The sequence below is a fragment of the Paractinoplanes maris genome (genome assembly GCF_023544465.1).
Taxonomy (GTDB): Bacteria; Actinomycetota; Actinomycetes; order Mycobacteriales; family Micromonosporaceae; genus Actinoplanes; species Actinoplanes maris.
On sequence record NZ_JALPVL010000001.1, the window covers coordinates 490,319 to 513,483 of the forward strand.

The window sequence follows — 23,165 nt, forward strand, 5'->3', positions numbered from 1 at the left end:
GACGCACGCCCCGCCGTACCCCACCACCGCCCTACCAGGACAAACATCATGCGTACGGCGATTTCACCCCATCGTGGGAGCGCCGCCCGCTGTCCTTGATCGCCTTCCGACCGAGCGAGGTGCCGGGGGCCCGCGCGCTCATCCCATGCCCACCGATGACGGGCACGTCAGCGCTGACACCGCCCCGGCTCCGTCAGCAACGAGATCAGCCACACCGCCGACAAACCAGGTCAGCTACCCCGCCGGCAAAATAAGATCAGCCACCCCGCCGGCGAACGGTATCGGGAAACGCCGACGCACAATGGGACGGGTGCATCGCCGTCCCGTCGCCCTCGCCCTTGCCGTCGCGGTTCTGTCGACCACGCTCGTGGCGTGTTCCTCGGAGCAGCCCTCCGAGAGCTCGCCGACCGCACTGCCCTCAGCCGCGAGCATTCCGCCGGCACCGGGCGCCGCGACTACACCCGGCGCTCCTGGCGCCACGGCCGTTCCAGGTGCCACCACCGCTCCCGGCGCGACGTCAGCGCCCACGGGGTCGTTCGCGGTCGAGACCCGCACACTCAAGCTCCAGCGCGACGACCGGGCCCTGCCGACCACCGTCTGGCAGCCGAAGGGCACCGGCCCCTTCCCGCTGATCCTTTTCAGTCACGGGCTCGGCGGCAAGCCGTCCGACTACCGTGAGCTGCTCACCACCTGGGCCCGGGCCGGTTTCGTGGTCGCGGCACCGGCCTATCCGCACACCTCCGCCTCGGCCACCGAGTTCAACGTGCTCGACGTCCTCAACCAGCCCACCGACGCCAGCTATGTGATCACCGAAGCGCTCGCCGAACTGGGCCCGGTCGTCGACCAGAACCGGATCGCCGCCGCCGGCCACTCAGCCGGCGGTGTGACCACGCTGGGCCTGTTCAGCGGCAGCCGGGACGAGCGCCTCCGAGCCGGCGTGGTCCTGGCCGGTCGGCAGGTGCTTCCCCAGCCGTTCATCGGCCGCGCGGCCCCGCTGCTTTTTGTGCACGGCCGCAAGGATGCCACCGTGGCATACGCCGACGGTCGCGCCGCCTACAACGCCGTGACCTGGCCGAAGGCCTTCCTCAGCGTGACCGAGGGCGGTCATGTGGCCAGTGGCCGTTCCCTCGACGTGATCGCCGCGACAAGCACCGATTTCTGGCGCTGGACCCTTTACGGCGACGCCAAAGCCCGCACCCGCCTCCAGAAGGACGCCACCCGCGGCGGCCTGGCCACCCTCACCAACAGCCTGTAGCAAGCACGCTCACCCGGGCACCGGCACCGGCACCGGCACCGGCACCGGCGAGTCTCGGGAACCGCGGGTCAGTGCAGGAAGTCGATCGCCACCTTTCCGAAGATCTCGCCGGACTCGAGGCGGGCGAAGGCGTCGGCCACGGCGCTGAAGCCGTAGGTGGAGTCGATGACGGGGCGCACGTCCTTCTCGACCAGGAAGGCCAGCAGGGCGGCCAGCTCGGGGCCGGTGCCCATCGTGCTGCCGAGGACGTCGAGCCGCATCGCGAAGACCCGGCGCAGGTCGACCGTGGCCAGATGGCCGCCGGTCGCGCCGCACACCACGATGCGGGCGCCGGGCGCGCTGCACTTCATCGAGTGGTCGAAGGTGGGCGCGCCGACCGACTCGATCACCACGTCGACGCGCTCGGGCAGGCGGGCGCCGGGCTCGACGGCCGTGGCGCCCAGCTCGGCGATGCGCTCCCGCTTCCCGGGGTCGCGGCTGGTGACATAGACCCGCTTGCCCATGGCCACCGCGAGCGCGACAGCGGCCGTGGCCACCCCACCGCCGGCGCCCTGCACCAGCACCGCGGAGGCCTCCTCGACCCGGCCGCGCGTGGTCAGCATGTGGAAGGCGGTCAGCCAAGCCGTGGGCAGGCAGGCGGCATCGAGGAACGACAGGCCGGCCGGCTTGGGGATGAGGTTGCCGCGCGGCACCGCGACATGCTCGGCGAGCGTGCCGGGGTGCCGCTCGGACAGCAGCGAGAGACCGCGCGGGTCGGCATCGTCGGGGACGACCGGATAGACGACCACCTCGTTACCGTCCTGATCGACGCCGGCGGCGTCGCAGCCCAGGATCATCGGCAAGCGGTCGGCCCGCAGACCGACCCCGCGCAGCGACCAGATGTCGTGCTGGTTGAGCGAGGCCGCCCGCACGTCGACCGTGGCCCAGCCGTCGGGCGGGGTGGGGTCGGGCAGGTCGGCCACACGCAGGGCGGAAAGGGGAGTCGTCGGGTCAGAGGCTATGGCGTAGGCGGCGCGCATAGGCACAGACCATAGTGGCCGGTGACGATCACCCGTGCGTTTTCCACACTCGCGCGTTGTCCACAGGCCGCCGGCTCCGCCTCAGCACGATCTTGCGGCTTCCCGCGATGATGACCGGGTCCCCAGCCGCGACGGCTGGGCACCCCAACCGGGATGCCCAGCCGTCAGCCGGGCAGTGGCGCGGAGCGCTGGATCGGTGCGACCGGAGCCGATCGGCGGGCCACTCCATCGGCCTCGGCCGCCGCGGTCACTGCGGCCGCCACCGCCGGTGCCACGCGCGGGTCCAGCGGCGACGGCACGATCGCGTCGGCGCGCAGGTCGTCCGACACCACGTCGGCGATGGCTGACGCGGCCGCCACCTTCATCCGCTCGGTGATGGTGCTCGCCCGCACGTCCAGCGCGCCCCGGAAGATGCCCGGGAAGGCCAGCACGTTGTTGATCTGGTTGGGGAAGTCGCTGCGCCCGGTCGCGACGATCGCCGCGTATTTGTGAGCGACGTCGGGGTGCACCTCGGGTGTCGGGTTGGCCATCGCGAAGATGATGCCGCCGGGCGCCATGCCGGCCACGGCGCTCTCCTCGATGTGCCCGCCGGAGACCCCGATCAGCACGTCCGCCCCGATCAGGGCTTCGGCGATCCCACCCGTACGCCCGGAGAGGTTGGTCGTCGCGGCCAGCGACGCCTTGACCGGGGTGAGGTCGCCGCGCTCGGCGTGGATGATGCCGCGCGAGTCGCAGATGATGACGTTGGCCCCGTCCACGCCCGCGGCGATGAGCATCCGGGTGATCGCCACCCCGGCCGCGCCCGCTCCGCTGATCACCACGCGCAGGTCCCCGAGGTCGCGCCCGAGCAGCTTGGCCGCGTTACGCAGCGCGGCCAGCGTGACCACCGCGGTGCCGTGCTGGTCGTCGTGGAAGACCGGGATGTCGAGCTCGGCGTCGAGGCGGCGCTCGATCTCGAAGCAGCGCGGGGCGCTGATGTCCTCGAGGTTGATGCCGCCGAAGGACGGGGCCATCGCCTTGATCGCCGCGATGATCCCCTCGACGTCCTGCGTGTCGAGGCAGATCGGGATCGAGTCGACGCCGCCGAACTTCTTGAACAGGATCGACTTGCCCTCCATGACCGGCATCGCGGCCTTGGCGCCGATGTTGCCGAGGCCGAGCACGGCCGAGCCGTCGGTGACCACGGCGACCGTGTTGGCCGTCCACGTGTAGTCGGCGTAGAGCGCCGGGTCGTCGGCGATGGCCTCGCAGACCCGGGCCACGCCGGGCGTGTAGGCCAGGGAGAGGTGGTCGCGGCTGGCCAGCGGGACGGTCAGGCTGATCTCCATCTTGCCGCGTTTGTGCAGCTCGAAGACCGGATCGGCGGCGAGGGCGGGGTCGAGCTCGAAACTGAAGAAGGACACGGGGACTCCAACCGGCATCGGGACATAGGTCAGCGAGGCGGTCGCGACGGCGAGTAGTGCGCCGGACCGGAACGCGATGCGGGGATCACCCGGGAGACAACAACCGCGAGGCGCGAGTGTGCGCCGCGGTGCTGCGACATTAACCTAGCCGACCGAGCCTCGGGTAGTAGCGGAACAACACCCGGCCGATGACATCCGCCACGCCGTATTTCCGGCTGTCGTCCTCGATCAGCTGGTTGTCGCCCTGTATCCACCACCCGCCGTCCTCAGGCCTTACCGTGCGCTTCACGACCAGCAGGTCGGGCCGGCTGCGGAATCTGGCGACCACCACATCCCCCGCGCGCACGCGCGCGCCGCGTCGCACGATCAGGGCGTCGCCGTCGCGCAGGACGGGCACCATCGACGGTCCCCGGACGAGTACCGCGAACAGTGGTTGTTGCCACCTCACGGCATCAGTCCTCCAACGCTTTAAGTCCACCGTGTAAGGGGTAGTGTCAACCACGGATCATCGCAAACTCATATGGAGGAGTCCTGATGCGACTTCCGCGTTTCCTCATGCCTCGAACCGTGGTCACCGCCCACTGCGACCTTCCGTGTGGCGTCTACGACCCGGCGCAGGCCCGGATCGAGGCCGAGTCGGTCAAGGCCATCGCCGAGAAGTACCAGGCGAACACCGACCCCGAGTTCCGCACGCGCGCCATCATCATCAAGGAGCAGCGGGCCGAGCTGGTCAAGCACCACCTGTGGGTGCTGTGGACCGACTACTTCAAGCCCCCGCACTTCGAGAAGTACCCGAACCTGCACCAGCTGTTCAACGAGGCCACCAAGCTCGCCGGCGCGTCCGGCGCCAAGGGCTCGGTCGACCCCGCTGTCGCCGACCAGCTCCTCGGCAAGATCGAGGAGATCTCCAAGATCTTCTGGGAGACCAAGCAGGCCTGATCAGGCCGACAGAGCAAGGCCGATCGCGGCCGGTACGCCCACCGGGGTGTACCGGCCGCGTCTGCTCAGTGACCGGCTTGCGCGAAGCGCTGTAAAGTCTGCTGGCGTCAGGAGGAGAATCGGTGAACCAGGTGACGGAACGTAATCCGGACCCGGCGGTGGGCGACGACGTCGTGCTGCTGACCGTGCCCGCCGACGGTGGCTACCTGGGCGTCCTCCGGACGGCGACGGCCGGTCTGGCCGCCCGGCTGCACTTCGCGCTGGACGAGATCGAGGATCTGCGGATCGCCGTCGACGAGGCGTGCGCGATGCTGCTGGCGATCGCGACCCGCGGCGCCGAGCTCGACTGCCGGTTCGCCGTCACCGAGGACGCTCTGACGGTCGAGGTCACGGTCACGACCGTACGAGGGGCGAAGCTGCCGGCCGAGTCGTCCTTCGCGTGGAAGGTGCTGACCGCCCTCACCACGTCGGCCGCCGCCGAGGCGACCGGCCAGCGAGCGACGATCCGCCTGGTCACCCGCCGCACCGGCGCCTGACCAGAGAGACCGAGGCCCGCCGCTGGGCTAGTGCAGCACCGCGGAGATGTAGTCCAGGTGTTGCGCCGCGGCCCGGGTCGCCGACTCCGCGTCCCGCATGATCAGGCAGTCCAGGATCAGCCGGTGGTCGGCGTCGATCTGCCGCCAGTATCCGGGTGGCAGGTTCTCCGTGACGTCCTCGCCGAAACTCGCGAAGTAGAGCGGGCGCACGATGAGGTCGTAGAGCGGGTTCATGGTCGCCTTGGCCACGGCCAGATGGAACGCCGCATGCGCCGCCAGCATCGTCTCGAGGTCGTCGACCGCCGGGTCGAAGAACGCACCGCGCATCTCGGCCAGGTGGTCGTCGTCGCGGCGGATCGCGGCCAGGCCCGCGGCCGGCACTTCGAGCGCCCGGCGCAGCTCGAGCAGGTCGGTCAAGCCGACCCCGGCCGAATTCGACAACAGTGTGAAACCGGTGGCCAGCCCCTCGGCCAGCTGCTCGGCGTCGGGGTGGGCGACGAAGCTGCCGCCGGTGACGCCGCGGGTCGTGACGATCAGGTGCTGGCTGGCCAGCAGCCGCAGGGCTTCCCGGACGGTGCTGCGGCTGACGCCCGTCTTGACACACAGCTCCGGCTCGGGTGGCAGCCGCTCGCCGGGTTGCAGCCGCCCCGAGGTGATGTCTGCTCGTAACTCATCCGCCAGCAGTTGATATGCGGGCGGGCGCACCGTTGATCCCGTCACATCTCTCAGGGTAGGCCCTGGCCCGGCGAATGAGGGCAATTAATCGATGCCCAACGCTCTGGTGCTGGGCGGGAGCACGATCAACAGACCCACGAGCAGGCCGAGTGCCATCAGCACCAGGCCCAGCCAGACCGGGCCGACCTGCAACAGGAATCCACCGGCGGCGATGGTGAAGAGCTGGATCACGATGGCCGGCCCCCGGGCGCCGCGCTGCCGTCGGCCGAGCCCCCGGGCGACGAAGAACACGGCCGCCACGCCGAGCGCGGTGAAAACGGTCAGGGCCACCGCCATGCCGACATTCACCGAGGGGCTCGTCACATCGAGCACGATGAGGTAGACGGTGAGCCCAGCCAGGGCCGCACACTCCAGGTAAAGCAGCCGCACCGCCCACACCAGCGTCGCGGGCTTGTCAACGACTGACTTCTCACCGGTCACTGGAGCACCATACCGACAGTGTTTCGGGCGGCTCTTGGGTACAGTGCCGCGCATGCGAGCGTTACTGCTGGTCAACCCCAAGGCCACGACCACCAGCGAGCGCACCCGAGACGTCCTGGTCCGAGCCCTGCGCAGCGCGGTCGAGCTGTCCGTGGAATACACGACCCGCCGCGGCCACGCCGCGACGCTGGCCCGGGCCGCGGCCGAGAGCGGGGTCGACGTCGTCGTCACGCTGGGCGGGGACGGCACGGTCAACGAGGCGGTCAACGGTCTGATGACCGCCGAGGCCGTGCTGAGCGGGCTGACCGGCCCGCGCGCCCGGGTGCTGCCGGCCCTGGCGGTCGTGCCGGGCGGTTCGACCAACGTCTTCGCCCGGGCGCTCGGCCTTCCCCGCGACTGGGTCGAGGGCACCAGCGTGATCCTCGACGGCCTGCGTGACGGGCGGCACCGGGTGATCGGTCTCGGTCGCGCCGACGACCGCTACTTCACCTTCGCGGCCGGCATGGGTCTCGACGCCGCCGTGGTGCGCCGCGTCGAGCAGGCCCGGCTGCGCGGCCGCACGTCCACACCCGGGCTCTACTTCCGGTCGATCGTCGGCCAGATGATCACCGGTGAGGACCGCAAGTCTCCCCCGCTGTCCCTCGAGCGCCCCGGCGAGCCGGCCGAGCCCGACCTCGGCACCGTCATCATTCAGAACACCGCGCCCTGGACCTATGTCGGCGACCGGCCGATCAACCCGAGCCCGGGGGCCTCGTTCGACCGCGGCCTCGACGTGATGGCCCTGCGTGGCCTGGCCGTCACCGGCACCACCCGTACGCTGGCCCAGCTCGCCACGCGCAAGGGCGACCCGTCCGGCAAGCATGTCCTGCATCTGCACGACCAGGACGAGTTCACGGTCATCGCTTCCCGCCCCCAGCCGTTCCAGCTCGACGGCGACTATCTGGGCGAGCGCCAGAAGGTGCACTTCGTGTCCGTTCCCGAAGCACTACGTGTGATCTGCTGACGATTGGGTAGTCGACCTCACGATCCGTTACAGAAACACGGTCAAAAGGTCGGCATTGGGCCCGGGACCGTACTACATTGATGGGAGCGTTGGTCACCGGGCTCTGGCGCAAGCCTCAGATCCGGACAAAGAGGGCGTGAGCCAGCTCACCCGCCCGGAGAAACTTCGGGCGCTACCCTTGACATCGCGAGAGTTCGTGAAAGCATTCACAAGCGATAAGAAGTAACCGGTTGCTGGTTGCGCGCGTTTCTAATCCAGAAGCGCCGAGCAGCATCCCGCAACAACAAAAGCTTGCTACGCACGGCGAGCAGACGGGCACTCAGACGTCAGCCGCCATCGCGACGCATAGGTAAACCAGCAACGCCATTCATTACCCCAGCCAGAAACAAGGAGTGTTGCCGCCATGGACTGGCGTCACGATGCGATCTGCCGCGACGAGGACCCGGAGCTGTTCTTCCCGATCGGGACGTCCGGCCCCGCACTCCTGCAGGTCGAGCAGGCCAAGGCCGTGTGCCGGCGGTGTCCGGTGACTTCGGACTGCCTCACGTGGGCACTCGAGTCGGGACAGGATGCCGGCGTCTGGGGCGGAATGAGCGAAGATGAGCGGCGCGCCGTAAAGCGTCGTGGCGGCCTCCGGGTCGGCGCTCCTACCGCCTGAACCAATCCCCCACAGCATTTGCGCCCCGGGCCGTTCGGCACCGGGGCGTCTTGCTGTTTCCGATCGATTACTGAGCGCGCCGAATCCTGAGAGCTTCCCGAGAGGTTCGCCGAACGCGCTATTGCGATCACGTTCGGTTTCATCGAGATTCCGCGAAATGATCTCGAAATTGCGGCCGCGACGAATGGTCGATATTCCGCTCACCGTCGGTCAGTCCTCTGCGGAGCGCGGCGGGCACACAACTGTTGGTAACGGTGTGTCGCGGAAATGAGGCGACCCTTACCTCGGGCGGCTCACAACCCGCGGATGCCGGTCGGGTGGTGCGAAACACGCGCCGGCTCAGGCCGCGGCCGGGAGCGAGCGGCCGACGGCGGCCACGACCCGCGACGCCACCAGACGGACGAGTTCCGGGGCGTCGCCCAGCGGGTCGGCCACGGCGACCACGCCGGCCTCCCGGGCCGAGCGCACGGCCGCGTCGTAGAGAAAGCCCGGAGCCAGGAAATAACCGGCCAGGCCGACCCGGGCCGCGCCGGCCGCCCGCAGACGGCGCACAGCGGTTCCGGCGTCCGGCGGGGAGGCCGAGGCATAGGCGGCGACACACGGGACGCTCAGACGGGCGCTGAGGGCGTCCGCCGCCCAGGTGATCGTCTCTCGCGCGGCGGCATCGCGTGTTCCAGCCGCCGAGAGCACAACAGCATCCAGGCCACCGGCGACGGGCAGACCCGCAGCAGGCACGGCGGCGGACAGACCAGCACCAGGCACGGCGGCGGGCAGACCGGCAGCGGACAGGCGACGCACCAGCCCGTCGACGAGAGCGGCCGGCACCCCCCGACCGGCCGACGGCCCGAGCACGTCGGCCAGGCTGACCTCGACCGGCAGCGACTTCGCGTCGTCGAGAATCGCCGGGACGTCCACCCGGCCGTGATAAGCCGCCGTCAGCAGCAGCGGAACCAGCACGGCCCGCCGCCCCGGCAGGGCCGCCAGCACGTCCAGGGGACGCGGGCCGGCGTGGTCGAGGTAGGCGGCGTGCACCTCCCACGACGGGTGAGCGCGGCGCACCGCCCGGGCCAGCGCCTCGGTCGAAGCCGCGGCCCGCGGGTCACGGCTCCCGTGGGCCACCAGGACGACGGCTAGACGTGCAGGCCGCATTCGGTCTTCTCGAACATCGCCCAGCGACCCGCCCGCGGGTCCTCGCCGGCCTTCGTGCGCCGGGTGCAGGGCCAGCAGCCGATCGACCCGTACCCCTTCTTGAAGAGCTCGTTGACCGGCACGTTCCACCGGCTGATGTAGCGGTTCACGTCGGCCTCGGTCCAGGCCGCGATCGGGTTGACCTTGACCTTGCCCTTCTTGGTGTCGAACGCCACCATCGGCGTGCCGGCCCGGGTCGGCGACTCGTCGCGGCGCAGGCCGGTGGCCCAGGAGTCGTAGTCGCTGAGGGCGCGCTCGAGTGGCTCGACCTTGCGCAGGAAGCAGCACTCGTCGGGGCTGCGGGCGAACAGCCTCGGCCCGTACTCGCCGTCCTGCTGGCCGACCGTCTTGCGCGGGCGGATCGAACGGACGTTGACGTCCATGGTGGCGGCCACGAGGTCGCGCACCTTGAGCGTCTCCGGGAAGTGCAGCCCGGTGTCGAGGAACACCACGTCGACGCCGGGCGAGACCCGGGAGAAGAGGTGCGCGACGACGGCGTCGGCCATCGAACTGGTGACGCAGAACCGGTCGCGGAAGGTGTCGGTCGCCCACTTGGCGATCACCTCGGCCGGCGCGCCTTCGAGCTCGCGGCCGGCCTCGCGGGCCAGCGCCTCGAGCTCGTCCCGGGAGCGTCGGGCCGGGTCCTGGGCAACCGGGGCAACGCCGCCGAGGTTGACCAGATTCAGAGAAGTTGCGGCCACGACTGTCATCGGTTGACTCCCTTGGAAAGCAGACCGTTGAACTTGACCGTGAAGACTCGGGCGCAGGAGTGGCACTCCCACGCGCCGTGCGATGCCTCGTTGGGGAACAGGTCCTCTTCGCCGCAGTACGGGCAGTACAGCGGGGCGGAGCGGGCGTCGCTCATTTGAGAAGCTCCTCGTCGGCGCGCACGACCCAGTCGGCGAACGTCTCGTCCTTCGAGGTGCGTCCGTCGAGGTAGTGGCGGGCCAGCTTCTCGACGTACGCGGGAAGCTCCTCCGCCGTGGCCTTGAGCCCGCGCAGCTTGCGCCCGAAGCCGGACGTCTGCCCCTGGGCCATGCCGAGGCCGCCGCCCAGGTGGACCTGGAACCCTTCGACCTGCTCGCCGTGCTCGTTCATGACCAGCTGGCCCTTGAGGCCGATGTCGGCCACCTGGGTGCGGGCGCAGGCGTTGGGGCAGCCGTTGATGTGGATCGAGATCTCGGCGTCGAAGTCCCGGAGCCGCTCCTCGAGCCGGGCGACCAGCTCCTCGCCGCGGGCCTTGGTCTCGACGATCGCCAGCTTGCAGTACTCGATGCCGGTGCAGGCCATCGTGCCCCGCCGCCAGGCCGACGGCCGGGCCTCGAGGCCGATCGCCCGCATCCCGGCGATCAACGGCTCCACCTTGTCGTCGGCCACGTCCAGGACCAGGAGCTTCTGGTACGCGGTGAGACGCACCCGGTCGGAGCCGTGCGCCTCGACCAGGTCGGCCAGCTTGCCCAGCTGCACCCCGGAGGACCGGCCGACCACCGGCGCCGCGCCGATGTAGTGACGACCGTCGACCTGCTTGTGCACTCCGATGTGGTCGATCGGCTTGGCCGGCAGGTCGGGCGCCGGGCCGTCGATCAGCGCGCGCTCCAGGTACTCCTTCTCGAGCACCTCGCGGAACTTGGCCACACCCCAGTCGGCCAGCAGGAACTTCAGCCGGGCCCGGTTGCGCAGCCGGCGGTAGCCGTAGTCGCGGAAGATCCCGACCACGCCCTCCCAGACGTCCGGGATCTCGTCGATGGGCACCCAGACGCCCAGCCGCTCGGCCAGCCGCGGGTTGGTGGAGAGGCCGCCGCCGATCCAGAGGTCGAAGCCGGGGCCGTGCTGGGGGTGGACGACGCCGACGAACGAGATGTCGTTGGTCTCGTAGGGACCGTCGGGCAGCCAGGAGATCTGCGACTTGAACTTGCGCGGCAGGTTCGAGTAGCGCGGGTCGCCGATGTAGCGCTTGAGGATCTCGTCGATCGCCGGCGTCCCGTCGAGCACCTCGTCGACCGACACCCCGGCCACCGGCGAGCCCAGCACGACGCGCGGGCAGTCACCGCAGGCCTCGGTCGTCTCCAGGCCCACGGCCTCGAGGCGGCGCCAGATCTCGGGCATGTCCTCGATCCGGATCCAGTGCAGCTGGATGTTCTGCCGGTCGGTGATGTCCGCCGAGTCGCGGCCGAACTCCTGGGAGATCTGCGCGATGGTGCGCAGCTGGGCCACGCTCAGCGCGCCGCCGTCGATGCGGACGCGCAGCATGAAGTACTCGTCCTCGAGCTCGTGCGGCTCCAGCACAGCGGTGCGGCCGCCGTCGATCCCGGCCTTGCGCTGGGTGTAGAGCCCCCACCAGCGGAACCGGCCCCGCAGGTCCTGCGGGTCGATCGAGGCGAAGCCGGTGTGCGCGTAGATGTTCTCGATGCGGTCGCGCACGTTGAGCGGGTTGTCGTCCTTTTTGATCCGCTCGTTGGGGTTGAGCGGCTCGCGGTGTCCGAGCGCCCACTGGCCCTCGCCGCGCGCCTTGCGGGGGCGGGCGGTCGGCGTAGCGGGGGTGCTGCTGGGCGCCATGTCGGCGGTCCTCCGGGAATCGTGGGCGCGATCAGACGCTCACGGCTCAGCTCCGGAAGGTTCAGGGAGGCTCGCGACATCAGTGTCAGGAGTGGCCGGCGCGTCTCGCGCGCCCGAAAAATAATTCGGACGGCGTCAGGAAGCCGGACACATCGCGCTGCGGACGCGGCCGTAATCAACGTGGCGGCGAGCCACGAAGCGGCGGTCCAGAGCAGCGGTCATGTGGGCAAGCCTCTCACGCCGCGGCCTTCTGGGCCAGGCTGGTCCAGATTCCGGGAGTGTGGTACGTAGCACCCCGCACATGTTCTGTTAACACAATGCGGTCAGGACAGCGGCCGCCGGTTCGCGTCGCCGATCCGCATCCCCCGCTGGTCGAGCTCCTCCATCACCCAGCCCGCGCCGTGCTCCTTCTTGAGGTCGATCTCCGATTCGAAGATCGGCATCGCCCGCAGGAACTGCACGTGCGCACGCCGGCTGACCAGCGGCGGAAGGTAGTCGTCGACCTCCGGGATGATCAGGTACGCCCGGAAGTCGCTGCCCGGCCAGAGCGGCCCGCCGAGGGTGACGGTGTCGCCCTTGTCGATCTCGCCGGCCAGCGCCGGGAAGGAGCCCAGACCGGCCAGGGACTCGGCCACGTCGACCTCCGAGGTGAGCCCGAGGATGAACTCGACCCGGTGCCGGCCGGCCATCCGCGCCGCACTGGCCCCGACGGTGGCATAAAGCTCGACGCCCTCGTCGGTGTCGGCCGCGCGCCAGTGGTGCACCTGCACGCGTACGCCGTGCCCACCGAAGTTCAGCTTGCGGCCGGGCCGGCCCCAGAGCGACCGGTAGTGCCGGGCGACGGCACGCCGCATCAGCGCTTGCCCAGCGGGACGACGAGGACGGCCTCGGTGCCGCCGCCGGCCCGGTTACGCAGCTCGATGCTGCCGCGCAGCTCGCCGGTGGCCAGCGCCCGCACGATCTGCAGGCCGAGCCGCTGGGTGTCGTCGGCCCGGAAATCCGCCGGCAGCCCCTGACCGTTGTCGGCCACCGTCACGTGCAGCTGCTTGCGGAAGCGGTGGGCCGAGACCACCACCTCACCGCTCTCGTCGGCCGCCGGCTCGGGAGCGTCGTCGTCCTCCGAGGCGCCGAAGCCGTGCTCGACCGCGTTGATCAGCAACTCGTTCAGCACCATCACCAGCGAGGTGGCGATCTCGGCGGGCAGCACCCCGAACGTGCCCTCGCGCCGCATCTTGACCGGGATGCTGGTCGCCGCGACCTCGGTGGCGGCGGTGGCCACCCGGTCGACGATGCCGTCGAACTCGACCGCCTCGTCGCTCGACATCGACAGCGTCTCGTGCACCAGGGCGATCGACGCGACCCGGCGCACCGACTCCTGCAGCGCGTGCCGGGCCTCGGGCGCGTCGACCCGGCGGGCCTGCAGGCGCAGCAGCGCGGCCACCGTCTGCAGGTTGTTCTTGACCCGGTGGTGGATCTCGCGGATCGTCGCGTCCTTGGTCATCAGGGCGCGGTCGCGGCGGCGCACCTCGGTGACGTCGCGCACGAGCACCAGTGCGCCGATCGGCACCCCGGCCGGCAGCAGCGGCAGCGCCCGGATCAGCACGGTCGCGCCGCGGGCCTCCATCTCCTGCCGGGGCGGCGACTCACCGCGCAGGGCCGACAGGATGCGCTCGGCGGCGTCGTTGCCCTCCAGCGGGTCGGCGGCCAGCCGGCTGGTGAGCGCCGACAGCTCCTCGCCGACCAGGTGGGCGTTGAAGCCGAGCCGGCGGTAGGCCGACTGGGCGTTCGGGCTGGCATAGGTGACCTTGCCGCCGGCGTCGAGCCGGATCAGGCCGTCGCCGACCCGGGGCGCCGAGGTGGTCTCGCCCGGGTGCCGCGGCGGCGGGAAGGTGCCGTCGGCGACCATCTGGGCCAGGTCGTCGGCGGTGGTCAGATAGTTGAGCTCGAGCTGGCTGGGGGTCCGCGCGGTGGAGAGGTTGGTGTCGCGGCCGATCACCGCGATCACCTCGCTGTAGCCCTCTTCGTGGTCGTTGGGGTCCCGCAGGCGGACCGGAATGGCCTCGTGCCGGGCCGGGGTGTCGCCATACCAGACCGGGTCGCCCTCACGCCAGATGCGCTCCTGGGCGAAGGCGATGTCGAGGTGGGCCACCTCGGGACCACCGACGATCTTGCCGACCTGGTCGTCCTGATAGGCGGTCGGGGCCGTGGTCGGCCGCACCTGCGCGACACAGAGATACTCGCGCGGCTGCCCGTCCGCCCGCCGCACCGGCACCCACATGAGCAGGTCGGCGAACGAGAGGTCGGACAGCAGCTGCCAGTCACCGGCGATGCGGTGCAGGTGGTCGATGTCGGCCGGCTCGAGGCCGGTGTGCTCCTCGGCCAGATCACGCAACGTTGACACGCAGCAAGCGTGCCACGCCCCTGTTACCGGGCCGAGACGGCTTCGCCCTACCGCCGGAAATGTCTAGAGCGTGCTCGTGACCTTCTTGAGGCCCCGAGGCGCGTCGGGGTCCTCGCCGCGGGCCAGTGCCAGTGCCAGTGCCAGCTTCTGGAGCGGCAGGATGTCGAGCAGCGCGCTGTAACGCTCGTCGCTCACCGGGGGCACGGAGAGCCGCCCGGCGGCCCCGGGCACGTCGGTCGCGCCGATCGTCACCACGTCGGCCCGCCGCTCGCCGAGCCGGGTCACCACGTCCCGCATCGACTGGCCGCCCGGCCCGTCGCCGACGACCGCGAGCACCGGCACGTCCGGGTCGGTCATGGCCAGCGGCCCGTGCAGCAGGTCGGCCCCCGAGAAGGACAGCGCCGGCAGGTACGACGTCTCCATGAGCTTGAGGGCGGCCTCGCGGGCGGTCGGGTAGGCGTATCCACGCCCGGTCGTCACCAGGCGCGAGGCGAACCGGTAACGCTGGGCGAGGTCGTCCGCCGTACGGTCGGCCAGCGCGTCCTCGGCGAGCTGGGGCAACTTGTCGAGGGCCGCCCGCTCCTCGGCCGGCAGGCTGCCGTCGCCCGACCGGATGCCCTCGATCAGCAGCAGCAGGGCGAGCAGCTCGGCGGTGTACGTCTTGGTGGCCGCGACCGCCCGCTCGTGCCCGGCCGCGACGTCGATCGACAGCTCGGCCGCCCGGGCCAGCGGCGAATCCGGGTTGTTGGTGACGGCCAGGGTCAGCCCGCCGGTCTCCCGGGCCACCTGCAGCACGGCCGTCAGGTCGGGCGAGCCGCCGCTCTGGCTGACCCCGACGACCAGCGTGCCGGTGAAATCGGGCCGCGCGCCGAAAAGCGTGATCGCGCTCGGCGAGGCGCTGGCCACCGGCAGCCCGAGCCGGATCTCGGTGAGGTAGGCCCCGTAGAGCGCCGCGTGATCGGAGGTGCCCCGAGCCACGAACACGACATTGCGCGGCCGCCGGCGGGCCACCTCGGCGGCCACCTGGGCGATGGCGCCGCCCTGCTCGGCGTCGAGCAGCCGGGCGAATCCCTCCGGTTGTTCCGCGATGTCCGCGGCCATCCCCTGGCCTCGCTGTGTCACGTGTTCCTCCCCTGATGAGCATTCCGGCGCGCGTTTGATGCGCAGTCTTGCAAGAATGAGCTTACAGAGTCAACGTTTCGAGCATTAACGCGCAGGAGATGAGCTACTGACATAAAGGGTTCTTTCCCCTACTGTCTTGCATCGTGGACTTACGCCGCGCCGCCGACCGCGCTCTCGAACAGGCGAGATCCGCCCTGGCGACCGACGAGCCGGAGAAGGCCGCCGATCATCTGGCCGCCGCGCTGGCCCACGCCCCCACTCTGCCCGAAGTGCACGAACTGCTCGGCCGGTTGGCCGCCCGACCGGCCGGCGGTCTCGACCTCTTCCGCGCCGGACCGCACACCTCACCCGGCCGGCTCGCCGCGCGGGCCCACCTGCTCGCCGCGGCCGGTCGCCCGGAGGACGGGCTTCCCCTGCTGGCGGCGGCCAGCGGCCAGGCGCCCGCGGCCGACTGGGCCGGCGTGCCCTGGGTCGCCGAGCCCACTCTCGGCGTCCGCATCGAGCCCGGCCTGCTGGCCCAGGTGCTCATGCGGCTGTGCACCCGGGTGCCCGAGCCGGCTCCGCCGACCCTGCGCCCCTATCTGTCCGTCGTCCGGCACGCGCTGTCCGCCTATCCCGAGCACGCCATGCTGCTCGGCGCCGGCTCCGCGCTGGCCCGCCGGGTCGGCGAGCACGAGATGGCCGTCGACTGGGCCTCCCGCGGCGCCCGGGTCCGCCCGTCCAAGCTCGGCGAGATCTGGCTCGGCTACGCGTACCGCAGCTCCGGCCGCCTGCCCGAGGCGCTCGCGGCCCTGCGGCGCGCGGTGGCCCACGACCCCGACGACCTCTCCGTCTATGCCGACATCGCCGGCACCCTGGCCGACAACGACCGCCTGGACGACGCCCTGAGCTGGGTCGACCGTGCCCTCGAACGCGACCCCGAATACGACTGCGCGGTGCACACCGCCCACCGGCTGCGCCACCGCGCCGACGGCGACCTCATGCACCTGGTGCGGCTGGCCGACTACATCCGCGACCACCCCGACGAGTCGCACGAGCACACCGACCTGGCCGACTGCTGCCGCGACACGCCCTGGCTGAGCGGCGCCCCGGCGACCGCCCCCCTGCCCGGCGGTCACGCCCCCGCGTCCGAGGAACCCACGGCCGAGGCGGTGCGCCGGCTGCGCCAGGTCGCCGCGCTCTCGTGGGCCCACCCGCCCGCCGCCTACGACGCGGCCGTCCCGCTGATCCTGCTCACCCCGGCCGACCTGATGGCGTTGCTCGCCCACCCACCGGCCGACGTGGCCGCCCCGGAGATCTGGGCCTGCCTGGGTCTGCTGCACCACCGCTCCGAACAGGCCTGGCTCGACTCGGAGCGCCGGCGGATCCTGCTCGGGCTGACCGACGGCGGCCTCGACCGGGTGACCGAGGCGGCGCTGTTCGCGCTCATCGTGGCGGCCTGGGTCGACCCGTCGGCGCGCGCGGACGTGGCCGGGGTGGTCACCGCCCGGCTGACCGAGGTGGCGCCGCGGGCCGGGGCGCGCTCGTTCGCCGAGCTGGCGCTGGCCGCACCCGATCTCGACCAGTCGACCCGGCAGCTGGCCACGGCGATGACCCGGGCGCCGGCCGTGCCGCGCCAGCGCGGGCGCAGCCGGTTGCTGCTGCGCTGGCGCCGCGGCTGATCTCAGCCCTGGATGATGGCGATGAGGTCGCCCTCCTGGACGACGTCACCCTCGTGCACGGCCAGCTCGGCCACGGTGCCCTCGGTCTCGGCGACGACCGGGATCTCCATCTTCATCGACTCGAGGATCACCAGCGTGTCCCCCTCGGCGACGGTGTCGCCGGTCGAGGCGACGACCTTCCACACGTTGGCCACCATCTCGGCCCGGATCTCGTCGGCCATCGATGAATCCTCCTGGGTTGAGTGTGTCGGACCGGGTCATCAAACCACGGATCCCCCTTGGGCGAGTCCGGCGCGCGCGGATGCGCCGACTACCATCGGCCCGGGAATACGGCACGAACAAGGAGTCACCTATGGCGAAGAAGTCCCGCAAGAAGAAGGCTCGTAAGAAGAGCGCCGCGAACCACGGCAAGCGGCCCAACAGCTGACATGCGAAAAGGGCCCCGCGATGCGGGGCCCTTTTCGTTGCACGACTTACGGGAGATACTCCCGGGTCTCGACCTGAACCTCGAGCTGGTCGAGTTTGATCCGCAGCCGCTCGCGCAGCTCCCTCGGCGCCTTCTCGTCGCCGCAGCAGCGGGACACCAGCGCCTTCACCTCGTGCTCGATGCCGTACTCGCGCAGGCACCCGTCACAGTCGTCCAGATGCTTCTGGATCAACGAGCGGCGGTCCTCACTGCACTCCAGATCGAGGTAGAGGTAGACCTCGCTGATCACTATGCCGCAGTCGGTCTCGTGATCCTCACCGTTCAGCCCGCTCATGACGCGTCACGCCTCCTGCGGTTCCGAAGCGGTCCGGGTGATGCCCCGGTCGACGGCGTACTGCTCCAGGGTCTTGCGCAGGTTGCGCCGGCCGCGGTGCAGGCGGGACATGACGGTGCCGATCGGCGTGCCCATGATGTCGGCGATCTCCTTGTACGAGAAACCCTCGACATCAGCGAGGTAGACGGCCAGGCGGAAGTCCTCGGGCAGAGCCTGCAGGGCTTCCTTGATGTCACTGTCGGGCAGCCGGTCGAGCGCCTCGGTCTCGGCCGACTTGAGGCCGACGGAGGTGTGCGACTCGGACGAGGCGAGCTGCCAGTCGGTGATCTCCTCGGTCGGAGCCTGCACCGGCTGGCGCTGCTTGCGCCGATACGAGTTGATATAAGTGTTCGTGAGGATGCGGTACAGCCACGCCTTGAGGTTGGTGCCCTCCTCGAACTGGTGGAACGCGGAGAACGCCTTGAGATACGTCTCCTGCACCAGGTCCTCGGCGTCGGCCGGGTTACGCGTCATCCGCAGACCAGCCGCATACAGCTGATCCACAAAAGGCAACGCGTCCCGCTCGAAGCGCGCTCTGCGCTCCTCGGTCCGTTCTGTCTGGGCCACCCTGAGCTCTCCCCTCGACCGCCCCGCCGAGGATACGGGTAGTGCCCCGTCAACGGTCTGGAAAACCACCGGTGTGCTGACACTCACCGATGGCGTGACGGGCTTCTCGGTCGCCGGCCACTCGGGGGAACCCAGCAGGTCCCGCACCCGATCGACCTCTCGGCCGCCGCGCTCCAGGTACTCCGTTCCGGCTCGCACCTGACAAACCCCTTCCGACATTCATGCTCCCGGGGTCTACAACCACGAGGGTGCGACGGGCATTCCTCACCGGGCCCACCCGTGCCGCCGGAGCCAGGCAACCGCCAGATCGGCGGTGCCTTTGACGTCTTTGCGCAGGTCATGAGTCGCCCCCGGCCGGACCATGACCTCGATCTCACCGGAGCCGGCGGGCATCCCGAAGGCATCCCGGTCGCCGTTGAGCACGAGCGTCGGGATCCCGGCCGGCAACTCACCGGCCCGGCTGCGGTCGGGCTTACCCGGCGGATGAAGCGGAAACGCCAGAGCGAGCACACCCGAGGCCCCGAGATCGGCGGCCGTCCGGCACGCCACCCGCGCTCCGCTCGACCGCCCACCGACGATCAGAGGCACATCCCGTACGCCGAGCAGCCGCACCACAGCCGACCAGGCCTCATCGAGCTGGCCCGCCGGTGCCGGCGCCCGCCGGCCCGCCACCCGATAGGGCTGGGTGACCAGCACCACCTCGACACCACCGGCGACGGCCGCGTCGTGCACCGCCCGGAGATCGGGCGCGTCGACCCCGCCGCCGGCCCCGTGGCCCAGGACCAGCCGGCTCGCGGCTCCACCCTCGGGCGCACTGATCCGGACGCGGGCCGGGCCGCGCGGTGTCTCGATCTCACGCTCATCCACGGGACCCATGTAAGCAGCCCCGGGCGGCAATCGTCCGCGAAGAGCGAACGCCGCGACACGCCACCCAGCCGGCGACCTCGTTGTCGCCCGCTGGGTGGCTCAGCTGTGTCCGGCGTCGATCAGCGGCTGACCGGCGTCAGGTCGAGCAGGCGACGGTCTTCCTCGTCGGTGTCGTCGTCGATGGGTTCACCACCCGGGCCGACGCGTTCGCGCCAGGCCACGAGCATCGCCCGGCGCTCGCGGGGTGTCGTGCCACCCCAGACGCCGTGGCAATCGCCCACCTGCAGTGCCCAGGCCAGGCATGGTCCTTGCACCGTGCAGGTGCCGCAGAGCGAGACCGCACTCTCGGACGGTTCGTTCGGCGCCGGAAAGAACGTCTCCGGATCGACCGTGCGGCATGCACCGCGGGTCCGCCAAGCCTCGTCCGTGCGTCGGTCACGAATGGCCTCGAGCAGCCGTGGATCGCGTCGTGCGATGGCTACCTCATGTGGACGCGGCATACGAGCCCGTGTCATCAGCCCACCTCCCCCGTGGGACCGGTACTGCGTGTGGCAACGGGCGCGCACCGTGCGAACTCGCACCACTCCGGCGCAGTTTTGTATCGCAGGGTAGGAGATCAGAACAAGGGTCTTATCTATCTTGAAACAAAGTTGCCAATGAAAAATGCGGACAACTATCGACAAAACTCAAAGATGATCATGTGGCACTCAGCGAATTGCCAGCGAAGTGACCGCAATGGACAGTGCCAAGGCCGAGCGCCAGGAAAGTAGCAGAGCGGACATCGGCGCGCTGCCCCGATCAGCCTGCCGTCGCGACGGCACCAGCGGCGCCGGTCCGTCCGATCAGAACAGGGTCGCGGGCTCGGCCGCCGGGCTGGGCGGCTGCTGCTGTGGCGGCGGCTCGAGCAGATGCGGGCCGTTGTTGCGAACGTTGCCGACATCCGGGCGTACGGGACGCACGTCGATCTGGTCGAGCTCGGCCGGGGAGAGCGGCGTCAGGAGCTCATCGGCATCGCCGCCACCGGCCAGCCAGGCCGGCCACCGGTCACGCGGCAGGATGAGCGGCATGCGGTCGTGGACCCGGGCCAGGCCACCCAGCGCCGCCGTGGTCAGCACACTGCAGGTCAGCACCTTGTCGGGGCCCCACGACGTCCACAGGCCGGCGAACGCGAGCGGCGAACCGTCGGCCGGAGTCATGTAGAACGCCTGGCGCTGCTTGCCGTCGCGGACCCACTCGAACCAGCCGTCGGCCGGGACCAGGCAGCGGCGGCGGGCGAACGACGGCGCGAAGGCCGGTGAGGTCGCCACCGTCTCGGAGCGGGCATTGATCATGCGGGCGCCGGCCCGCAGGTCCTTGGCCCACGGCGGCACGAGACCCCAGCGGGCGGTGTCGAGCACGCGCGCGTCGTGCGACTGCGAGACGCGGACGACCGGGACGGGGTCGGTGGGCGCCACGTTCCAACTGGGCCCGACCTCGTCGACCACGCTGACGGCCTCGAACAGATCCTGGAGATCGGCCTCGGTCCTGGTCGTCGCATACCGCCCGCACATGTCCCCGAACGGTACACGCGTCCCGTGGTGCGGGAACGCTCCACGAAACTGTCGGTCCACCCCGGCACAATGGGCCGCGTGACAGCACAACCTCGTCCCTGGTCCGCTCCGGCCGCGTCCGGTCCGGTCACCGCCTCGGTGCGGCTGCCGGGCTCCAAGTCGATGACGGCCCGCGCCCTGGTGCTGGCCGCGCTGGCGGGCGGGCCGTCGGTGATCGAGCGGCCGCTGCGCGCCCGCGACACCGAGCTGATGGCCGCGGGTCTGCGCGCGCTCGGGGTGGGGCTCGACGCGCGCGCCGACGATCGGTGGACGGTCGAGCCGGGGCCGCTGCGCGGCCCGGCCCGGGTCGACGTGGGCCTGGCCGGCACGATCATGCGCTTCCTGCCGCCGGCCGCGGCGCTGGCCGAGGGCACCGTCGAGTTCGACGGCGACCCGCACGCGCGCAACCGGCCGCTGCGCCCGATCGTCGAGGCGTTGCGGTCGCTCGGCGTGTCGATCGACGCGTCCGAGATCGGCGGGCTGCCGCTCACCGTGCGGGGCGCCGGCCTGGTCGAGGGCGGCGAGACCGTGATCGACGCGTCGGCCTCCAGCCAGTTCGTCTCCGGGCTGCTGCTGTCGGCGCCGCGGTTCACCAAGGGCCTGGTGCTGCGGCACGAGGGCCCGCCTGTGCCGTCCGCTCCGCATCTGCGGATGACGACGCACATGCTGCGCGCCGCCGGGGCGGTGGTCGACGAGTCGGTGCCCGACGTCTGGGCGGTCGAGCCGGGCGAGCTCCAGGGGCGGGTGTGGGTGATCGAGCCCGACCTCTCCGGGGCCGTGCCGTTCTTCGCCGCCGCCATGGTCACCGGCGGGGCGGTGACCCTCAGCGGATGGCCGGCCGAGAGCTGGCAGCCGGTCGGCCGGCTCACCGAGCTGCTCACCGCCCTCGGCGCCGAGGTCACCCAGTCGGCTGACGGGCTCACCGTGCGCGGCACCGGCCGGCTGCACGGCATCACCGCCGACCTGTCCGAGGTCAGCGAGCTCACCCCGGTGGTGGCCGCGCTGGCCGCGCTGGCCGACGGGCCGTCCGAGCTGCGCGGGGTCGAGCACATCCGCGGGCACGAGACCGACCGGATCGCCGCGCTCGCCACCGAGCTGGGCAAGGTCGGCGCCGGGATCACCGAGTTCCGCGACGGCCTGCACATCGTGCCCGGGCCGTTGCACGGGGCCGAGTTCGAGACCTATGCCGACCACCGGATGGCCCACGCGGCCGCGGTTATCGGACTCGCCGTGCAGGGCGTGACCCTGACCGACGTAGCGTGTACGTCGAAGACGTTGCCCGAGTTCCCGGAACTCTGGGCCGGACTCGTGGCGAGGAGTTAGACCTGCCAGGCCGCAAACGGGAGTACGACGAGGACGACGTCCGGGTCAGACCGGGCCGTTCGTCGCGCCCCCGCACCCGCACCCGACCCAAGCACGACGACGCCATCGACGCGCTGGTGATCACCGTCGACCGGGGCCGCTACGGCTGCGTCCGCGAGGAGGCGCCGATCGACGCCCCTGTGATCACCGCGATGCGCGCCCGCGAGCTGGGCCGTAAATCGGTCGTCGTGGGTGACCGGGTGGCGCTGGTCGGTGACGTCACCGGAGACGACGGCGCGCTGGCCCGCATCGTCCGGATCGGCGAGCGCACCTCGGTCCTGCGCCGCACCGCGGACGACGACGACACCACCCCCGAGGGCCGCCTCGAACGCGTCGTGGTGGCCAACGCCGACCAGCTCGTGATCGTCAGCGCGCTGGCCGACCCCCAGCCGCGCACCGGCTTCATCGACCGCTGCCTGGTGGCGGCGTACGACGCCGGCATCGAGCCGCTGCTGTGCCTGACCAAAGCCGACCTGGCCGGTCCGGAGGCGGTGCTCGACTACTACGCGGAGCTGGACCTGCCGTACGTGCTGGTCCGCCCGGACAGCGACCTGAGCGACCTGCGCAAGCGCCTGGCCGGTCACATCTCGGTCATGGTCGGGCACTCCGGCGTGGGGAAGTCGACGCTGGTCAACCGTCTGGTGCCGGACGCGCTGCGAGCGGTGGGCGTGGTCAGCGCGATCGGCAAAGGCCGGCACACGTCGACCAGCGCGGTGGCCCTGCGGCTGCCCCCGGTGGGCCGGTCGCGCGAGGATCCCGGCTGGATCATCGACACGCCGGGGATCCGGAGCTTCGGGCTCGCCCACGTCAGTGCCGAGAGCCTGCTGCACGGCTTCCCCGACCTGGTCGAGGGCACGCTGGAGGACCAGCCGAACTGCGGGCACAGCGTCAACGACGTCGAGTGCCGGCTGGACGCCTGGGTGGCCGCGGGAAACGCCGATCCACGCCGGCTGGAGTCCTACCGGCGGCTGCTGGCCTCGCGGGCCGGGGAGGGCGACCCCCGGGAGACGCCACCGGACGAGGGCCGGCCGGGATAGTCGCGGGTGGGGTTCATGTTGCCCATGGCGACGCGCGGGGTGGATCA

Annotated in this window: 26 protein-coding genes; 9 read left to right on the forward strand and 17 right to left on the reverse strand. The window is 71.0% G+C overall.

Annotated features, from left to right (window positions below; genetic code table 11):
- Window positions 1-301 precede the first annotated feature (301 nt).
- Window positions 302-1,255: an alpha/beta hydrolase family protein gene (locus NAG42_RS02305; protein WP_250027530.1), complete on the forward strand. Its 954-nt coding sequence runs from the start codon at window positions 302-304 to the stop codon at window positions 1,253-1,255.
- A gap of 68 nt (window positions 1,256-1,323) precedes the next feature.
- Here the strand turns inward: NAG42_RS02305 and NAG42_RS02310 are convergent, their stop codons facing one another.
- The 3 genes from NAG42_RS02310 to NAG42_RS02320 form a co-directional block, all read right to left on the reverse strand.
- Entirely contained in the window at window positions 1,324-2,274 is a 951-nt protein-coding gene (locus NAG42_RS02310) for a zinc-binding dehydrogenase (protein WP_284044686.1), read from the reverse strand.
- A gap of 164 nt (window positions 2,275-2,438) precedes the next feature.
- Complete coding sequence (locus NAG42_RS02315; protein ID WP_438872346.1) at window positions 2,439-3,677, reverse strand: NAD(P)-dependent malic enzyme; 1,239 nt, start codon at window positions 3,675-3,677, stop codon at window positions 2,439-2,441.
- A gap of 139 nt (window positions 3,678-3,816) precedes the next feature.
- Entirely contained in the window at window positions 3,817-4,155 is a 339-nt protein-coding gene (locus NAG42_RS02320) for a S24 family peptidase (RefSeq protein ID WP_308201111.1), read from the reverse strand.
- 56 nt (window positions 4,156-4,211) lie between these two features.
- Here NAG42_RS02320 and sodN point away from each other — a divergent pair, with 56 nt between their 5' ends.
- Complete coding sequence (gene sodN / locus NAG42_RS02325) at window positions 4,212-4,616, forward strand: superoxide dismutase, Ni (RefSeq protein ID WP_250027534.1); 405 nt, start codon at window positions 4,212-4,214, stop codon at window positions 4,614-4,616.
- Between the two features lie 131 nt (window positions 4,617-4,747).
- Window positions 4,748-5,152 carry a trypco2 family protein gene (locus tag NAG42_RS02330; protein ID WP_438872358.1) on the forward strand — a complete coding sequence of 135 codons (405 nt, stop codon included), beginning with the start codon at window positions 4,748-4,750 and terminating at the stop codon, window positions 5,150-5,152.
- Window positions 5,153-5,179: 27 nt separating this feature from the next.
- On the opposite strand, the gene NAG42_RS02335 is transcribed toward NAG42_RS02330, so the two are convergent.
- Both NAG42_RS02335 and NAG42_RS02340 read right to left on the reverse strand, forming a co-directional pair.
- Window positions 5,180-5,872 (reverse strand): FadR/GntR family transcriptional regulator, encoded by a 693-nt coding sequence (locus NAG42_RS02335; protein WP_250027536.1) that lies wholly within the window; start codon window positions 5,870-5,872, stop codon window positions 5,180-5,182.
- A 39-nt stretch (window positions 5,873-5,911) separates the two neighbouring features.
- On the reverse strand, window positions 5,912-6,307 hold the full coding sequence (locus NAG42_RS02340) for a hypothetical protein (RefSeq protein ID WP_250027537.1): 396 nt from the start codon (window positions 6,305-6,307) through the stop codon (window positions 5,912-5,914).
- Between the two features lie 52 nt (window positions 6,308-6,359).
- On the opposite strand from NAG42_RS02340, the gene NAG42_RS02345 reads away from it, so the two are divergent.
- Both NAG42_RS02345 and NAG42_RS02350 read left to right on the forward strand, forming a co-directional pair.
- Complete coding sequence (locus NAG42_RS02345) at window positions 6,360-7,310, forward strand: diacylglycerol/lipid kinase family protein (protein ID WP_250027538.1); 951 nt, start codon at window positions 6,360-6,362, stop codon at window positions 7,308-7,310.
- Window positions 7,311-7,713: 403 nt separating this feature from the next.
- Window positions 7,714-7,968, forward strand: a complete 255-nt coding sequence (locus NAG42_RS02350; protein ID WP_221375748.1) for a WhiB family transcriptional regulator — start codon at window positions 7,714-7,716, stop codon at window positions 7,966-7,968.
- A gap of 339 nt (window positions 7,969-8,307) precedes the next feature.
- On the opposite strand, the gene NAG42_RS02355 is transcribed toward NAG42_RS02350, so the two are convergent.
- From NAG42_RS02355 to NAG42_RS02380, 6 genes are all read right to left on the reverse strand, one after another.
- Complete coding sequence (locus tag NAG42_RS02355; protein ID WP_250027539.1) at window positions 8,308-9,117, reverse strand: sirohydrochlorin chelatase; 810 nt, start codon at window positions 9,115-9,117, stop codon at window positions 8,308-8,310.
- A complete protein-coding gene (locus tag NAG42_RS02360; RefSeq protein WP_250027540.1) occupies window positions 9,099-9,866 on the reverse strand; it encodes a phosphoadenylyl-sulfate reductase in 768 nt (255 codons plus the stop codon). The genes NAG42_RS02355 and NAG42_RS02360 overlap by 19 nt, the downstream gene beginning before the upstream one ends.
- 151 nt (window positions 9,867-10,017) lie before the next feature.
- Window positions 10,018-11,712, reverse strand: a complete 1,695-nt coding sequence (locus NAG42_RS02365; RefSeq protein ID WP_250027541.1) for a nitrite/sulfite reductase — start codon at window positions 11,710-11,712, stop codon at window positions 10,018-10,020.
- Window positions 11,713-12,035: 323 nt separating this feature from the next.
- Window positions 12,036-12,566, reverse strand: coding sequence for a suppressor of fused domain protein (locus NAG42_RS02370; RefSeq protein ID WP_250027542.1), 531 nt, complete (start codon window positions 12,564-12,566; stop codon window positions 12,036-12,038).
- Entirely contained in the window at window positions 12,566-14,113 is a 1,548-nt protein-coding gene (locus tag NAG42_RS02375; protein WP_250027543.1) for a sensor histidine kinase, read from the reverse strand. The genes NAG42_RS02370 and NAG42_RS02375 overlap by 1 nt, the downstream gene beginning before the upstream one ends.
- A 63-nt stretch (window positions 14,114-14,176) precedes the next feature.
- The gene (locus tag NAG42_RS02380) at window positions 14,177-15,214 is read right to left on the reverse strand and encodes an SIS domain-containing protein (protein ID WP_250028320.1); all 1,038 of its coding nucleotides are present in this window, start codon (window positions 15,212-15,214) and stop codon (window positions 14,177-14,179) included.
- 164 nt (window positions 15,215-15,378) lie between these two features.
- On the opposite strand from NAG42_RS02380, the gene NAG42_RS02385 reads away from it, so the two are divergent.
- Window positions 15,379-16,896 carry a tetratricopeptide repeat protein gene (locus NAG42_RS02385; protein WP_438872347.1) on the forward strand — a complete coding sequence of 506 codons (1,518 nt, stop codon included), beginning with the start codon at window positions 15,379-15,381 and terminating at the stop codon, window positions 16,894-16,896.
- A 2-nt stretch (window positions 16,897-16,898) separates the two neighbouring features.
- Here NAG42_RS02385 and NAG42_RS02390 read toward each other — a convergent pair whose 3' ends face one another.
- Entirely contained in the window at window positions 16,899-17,117 is a 219-nt protein-coding gene (locus NAG42_RS02390) for a biotin/lipoyl-binding carrier protein (RefSeq protein WP_250027544.1), read from the reverse strand.
- A 131-nt stretch (window positions 17,118-17,248) separates the two neighbouring features.
- Between NAG42_RS02390 and NAG42_RS45440 the strand changes: the two genes are divergently transcribed.
- Window positions 17,249-17,323, forward strand: a complete 75-nt coding sequence (locus NAG42_RS45440) for a 50S ribosomal protein bL37 (RefSeq protein ID WP_369814844.1) — start codon at window positions 17,249-17,251, stop codon at window positions 17,321-17,323.
- A gap of 46 nt (window positions 17,324-17,369) precedes the next feature.
- Here the strand turns inward: NAG42_RS45440 and rsrA are convergent, their stop codons facing one another.
- The 5 genes from rsrA to NAG42_RS02415 all read right to left on the reverse strand — a co-directional run bounded on the left by rsrA (window position 17,370) and on the right by NAG42_RS02415 (window position 20,680).
- Window positions 17,370-17,657, reverse strand: coding sequence for a mycothiol system anti-sigma-R factor (gene rsrA / locus NAG42_RS02395; RefSeq protein WP_250027545.1), 288 nt, complete (start codon window positions 17,655-17,657; stop codon window positions 17,370-17,372).
- Between the two features lie 6 nt (window positions 17,658-17,663).
- Complete coding sequence (locus NAG42_RS02400; RefSeq protein WP_438872348.1) at window positions 17,664-18,461, reverse strand: sigma-70 family RNA polymerase sigma factor; 798 nt, start codon at window positions 18,459-18,461, stop codon at window positions 17,664-17,666.
- Window positions 18,462-18,527: 66 nt separating this feature from the next.
- Window positions 18,528-19,139 carry an alpha/beta hydrolase family protein gene (locus NAG42_RS02405; RefSeq protein ID WP_250027547.1) on the reverse strand — a complete coding sequence of 204 codons (612 nt, stop codon included), beginning with the start codon at window positions 19,137-19,139 and terminating at the stop codon, window positions 18,528-18,530.
- 110 nt (window positions 19,140-19,249) lie between these two features.
- A complete protein-coding gene (locus NAG42_RS02410; RefSeq protein ID WP_250027548.1) occupies window positions 19,250-19,645 on the reverse strand; it encodes a WhiB family transcriptional regulator in 396 nt (131 codons plus the stop codon).
- A 327-nt stretch (window positions 19,646-19,972) separates the two neighbouring features.
- Window positions 19,973-20,680: an SOS response-associated peptidase gene (locus NAG42_RS02415; RefSeq protein ID WP_250027549.1), complete on the reverse strand. Its 708-nt coding sequence runs from the start codon at window positions 20,678-20,680 to the stop codon at window positions 19,973-19,975.
- 69 nt (window positions 20,681-20,749) lie between these two features.
- Here NAG42_RS02415 and aroA point away from each other — a divergent pair, with 69 nt between their 5' ends.
- Together aroA and rsgA are read left to right on the forward strand one after the other, a co-directional pair.
- Window positions 20,750-22,042 carry a 3-phosphoshikimate 1-carboxyvinyltransferase gene (aroA, locus tag NAG42_RS02420; RefSeq protein WP_250028322.1) on the forward strand — a complete coding sequence of 431 codons (1,293 nt, stop codon included), beginning with the start codon at window positions 20,750-20,752 and terminating at the stop codon, window positions 22,040-22,042.
- 2 nt (window positions 22,043-22,044) lie between these two features.
- Window positions 22,045-23,118 (forward strand): ribosome small subunit-dependent GTPase A, encoded by a 1,074-nt coding sequence (gene rsgA, locus NAG42_RS02425; RefSeq protein ID WP_250028323.1) that lies wholly within the window; start codon window positions 22,045-22,047, stop codon window positions 23,116-23,118.
- Window positions 23,119-23,165: the final 47 nt, after the last annotated feature.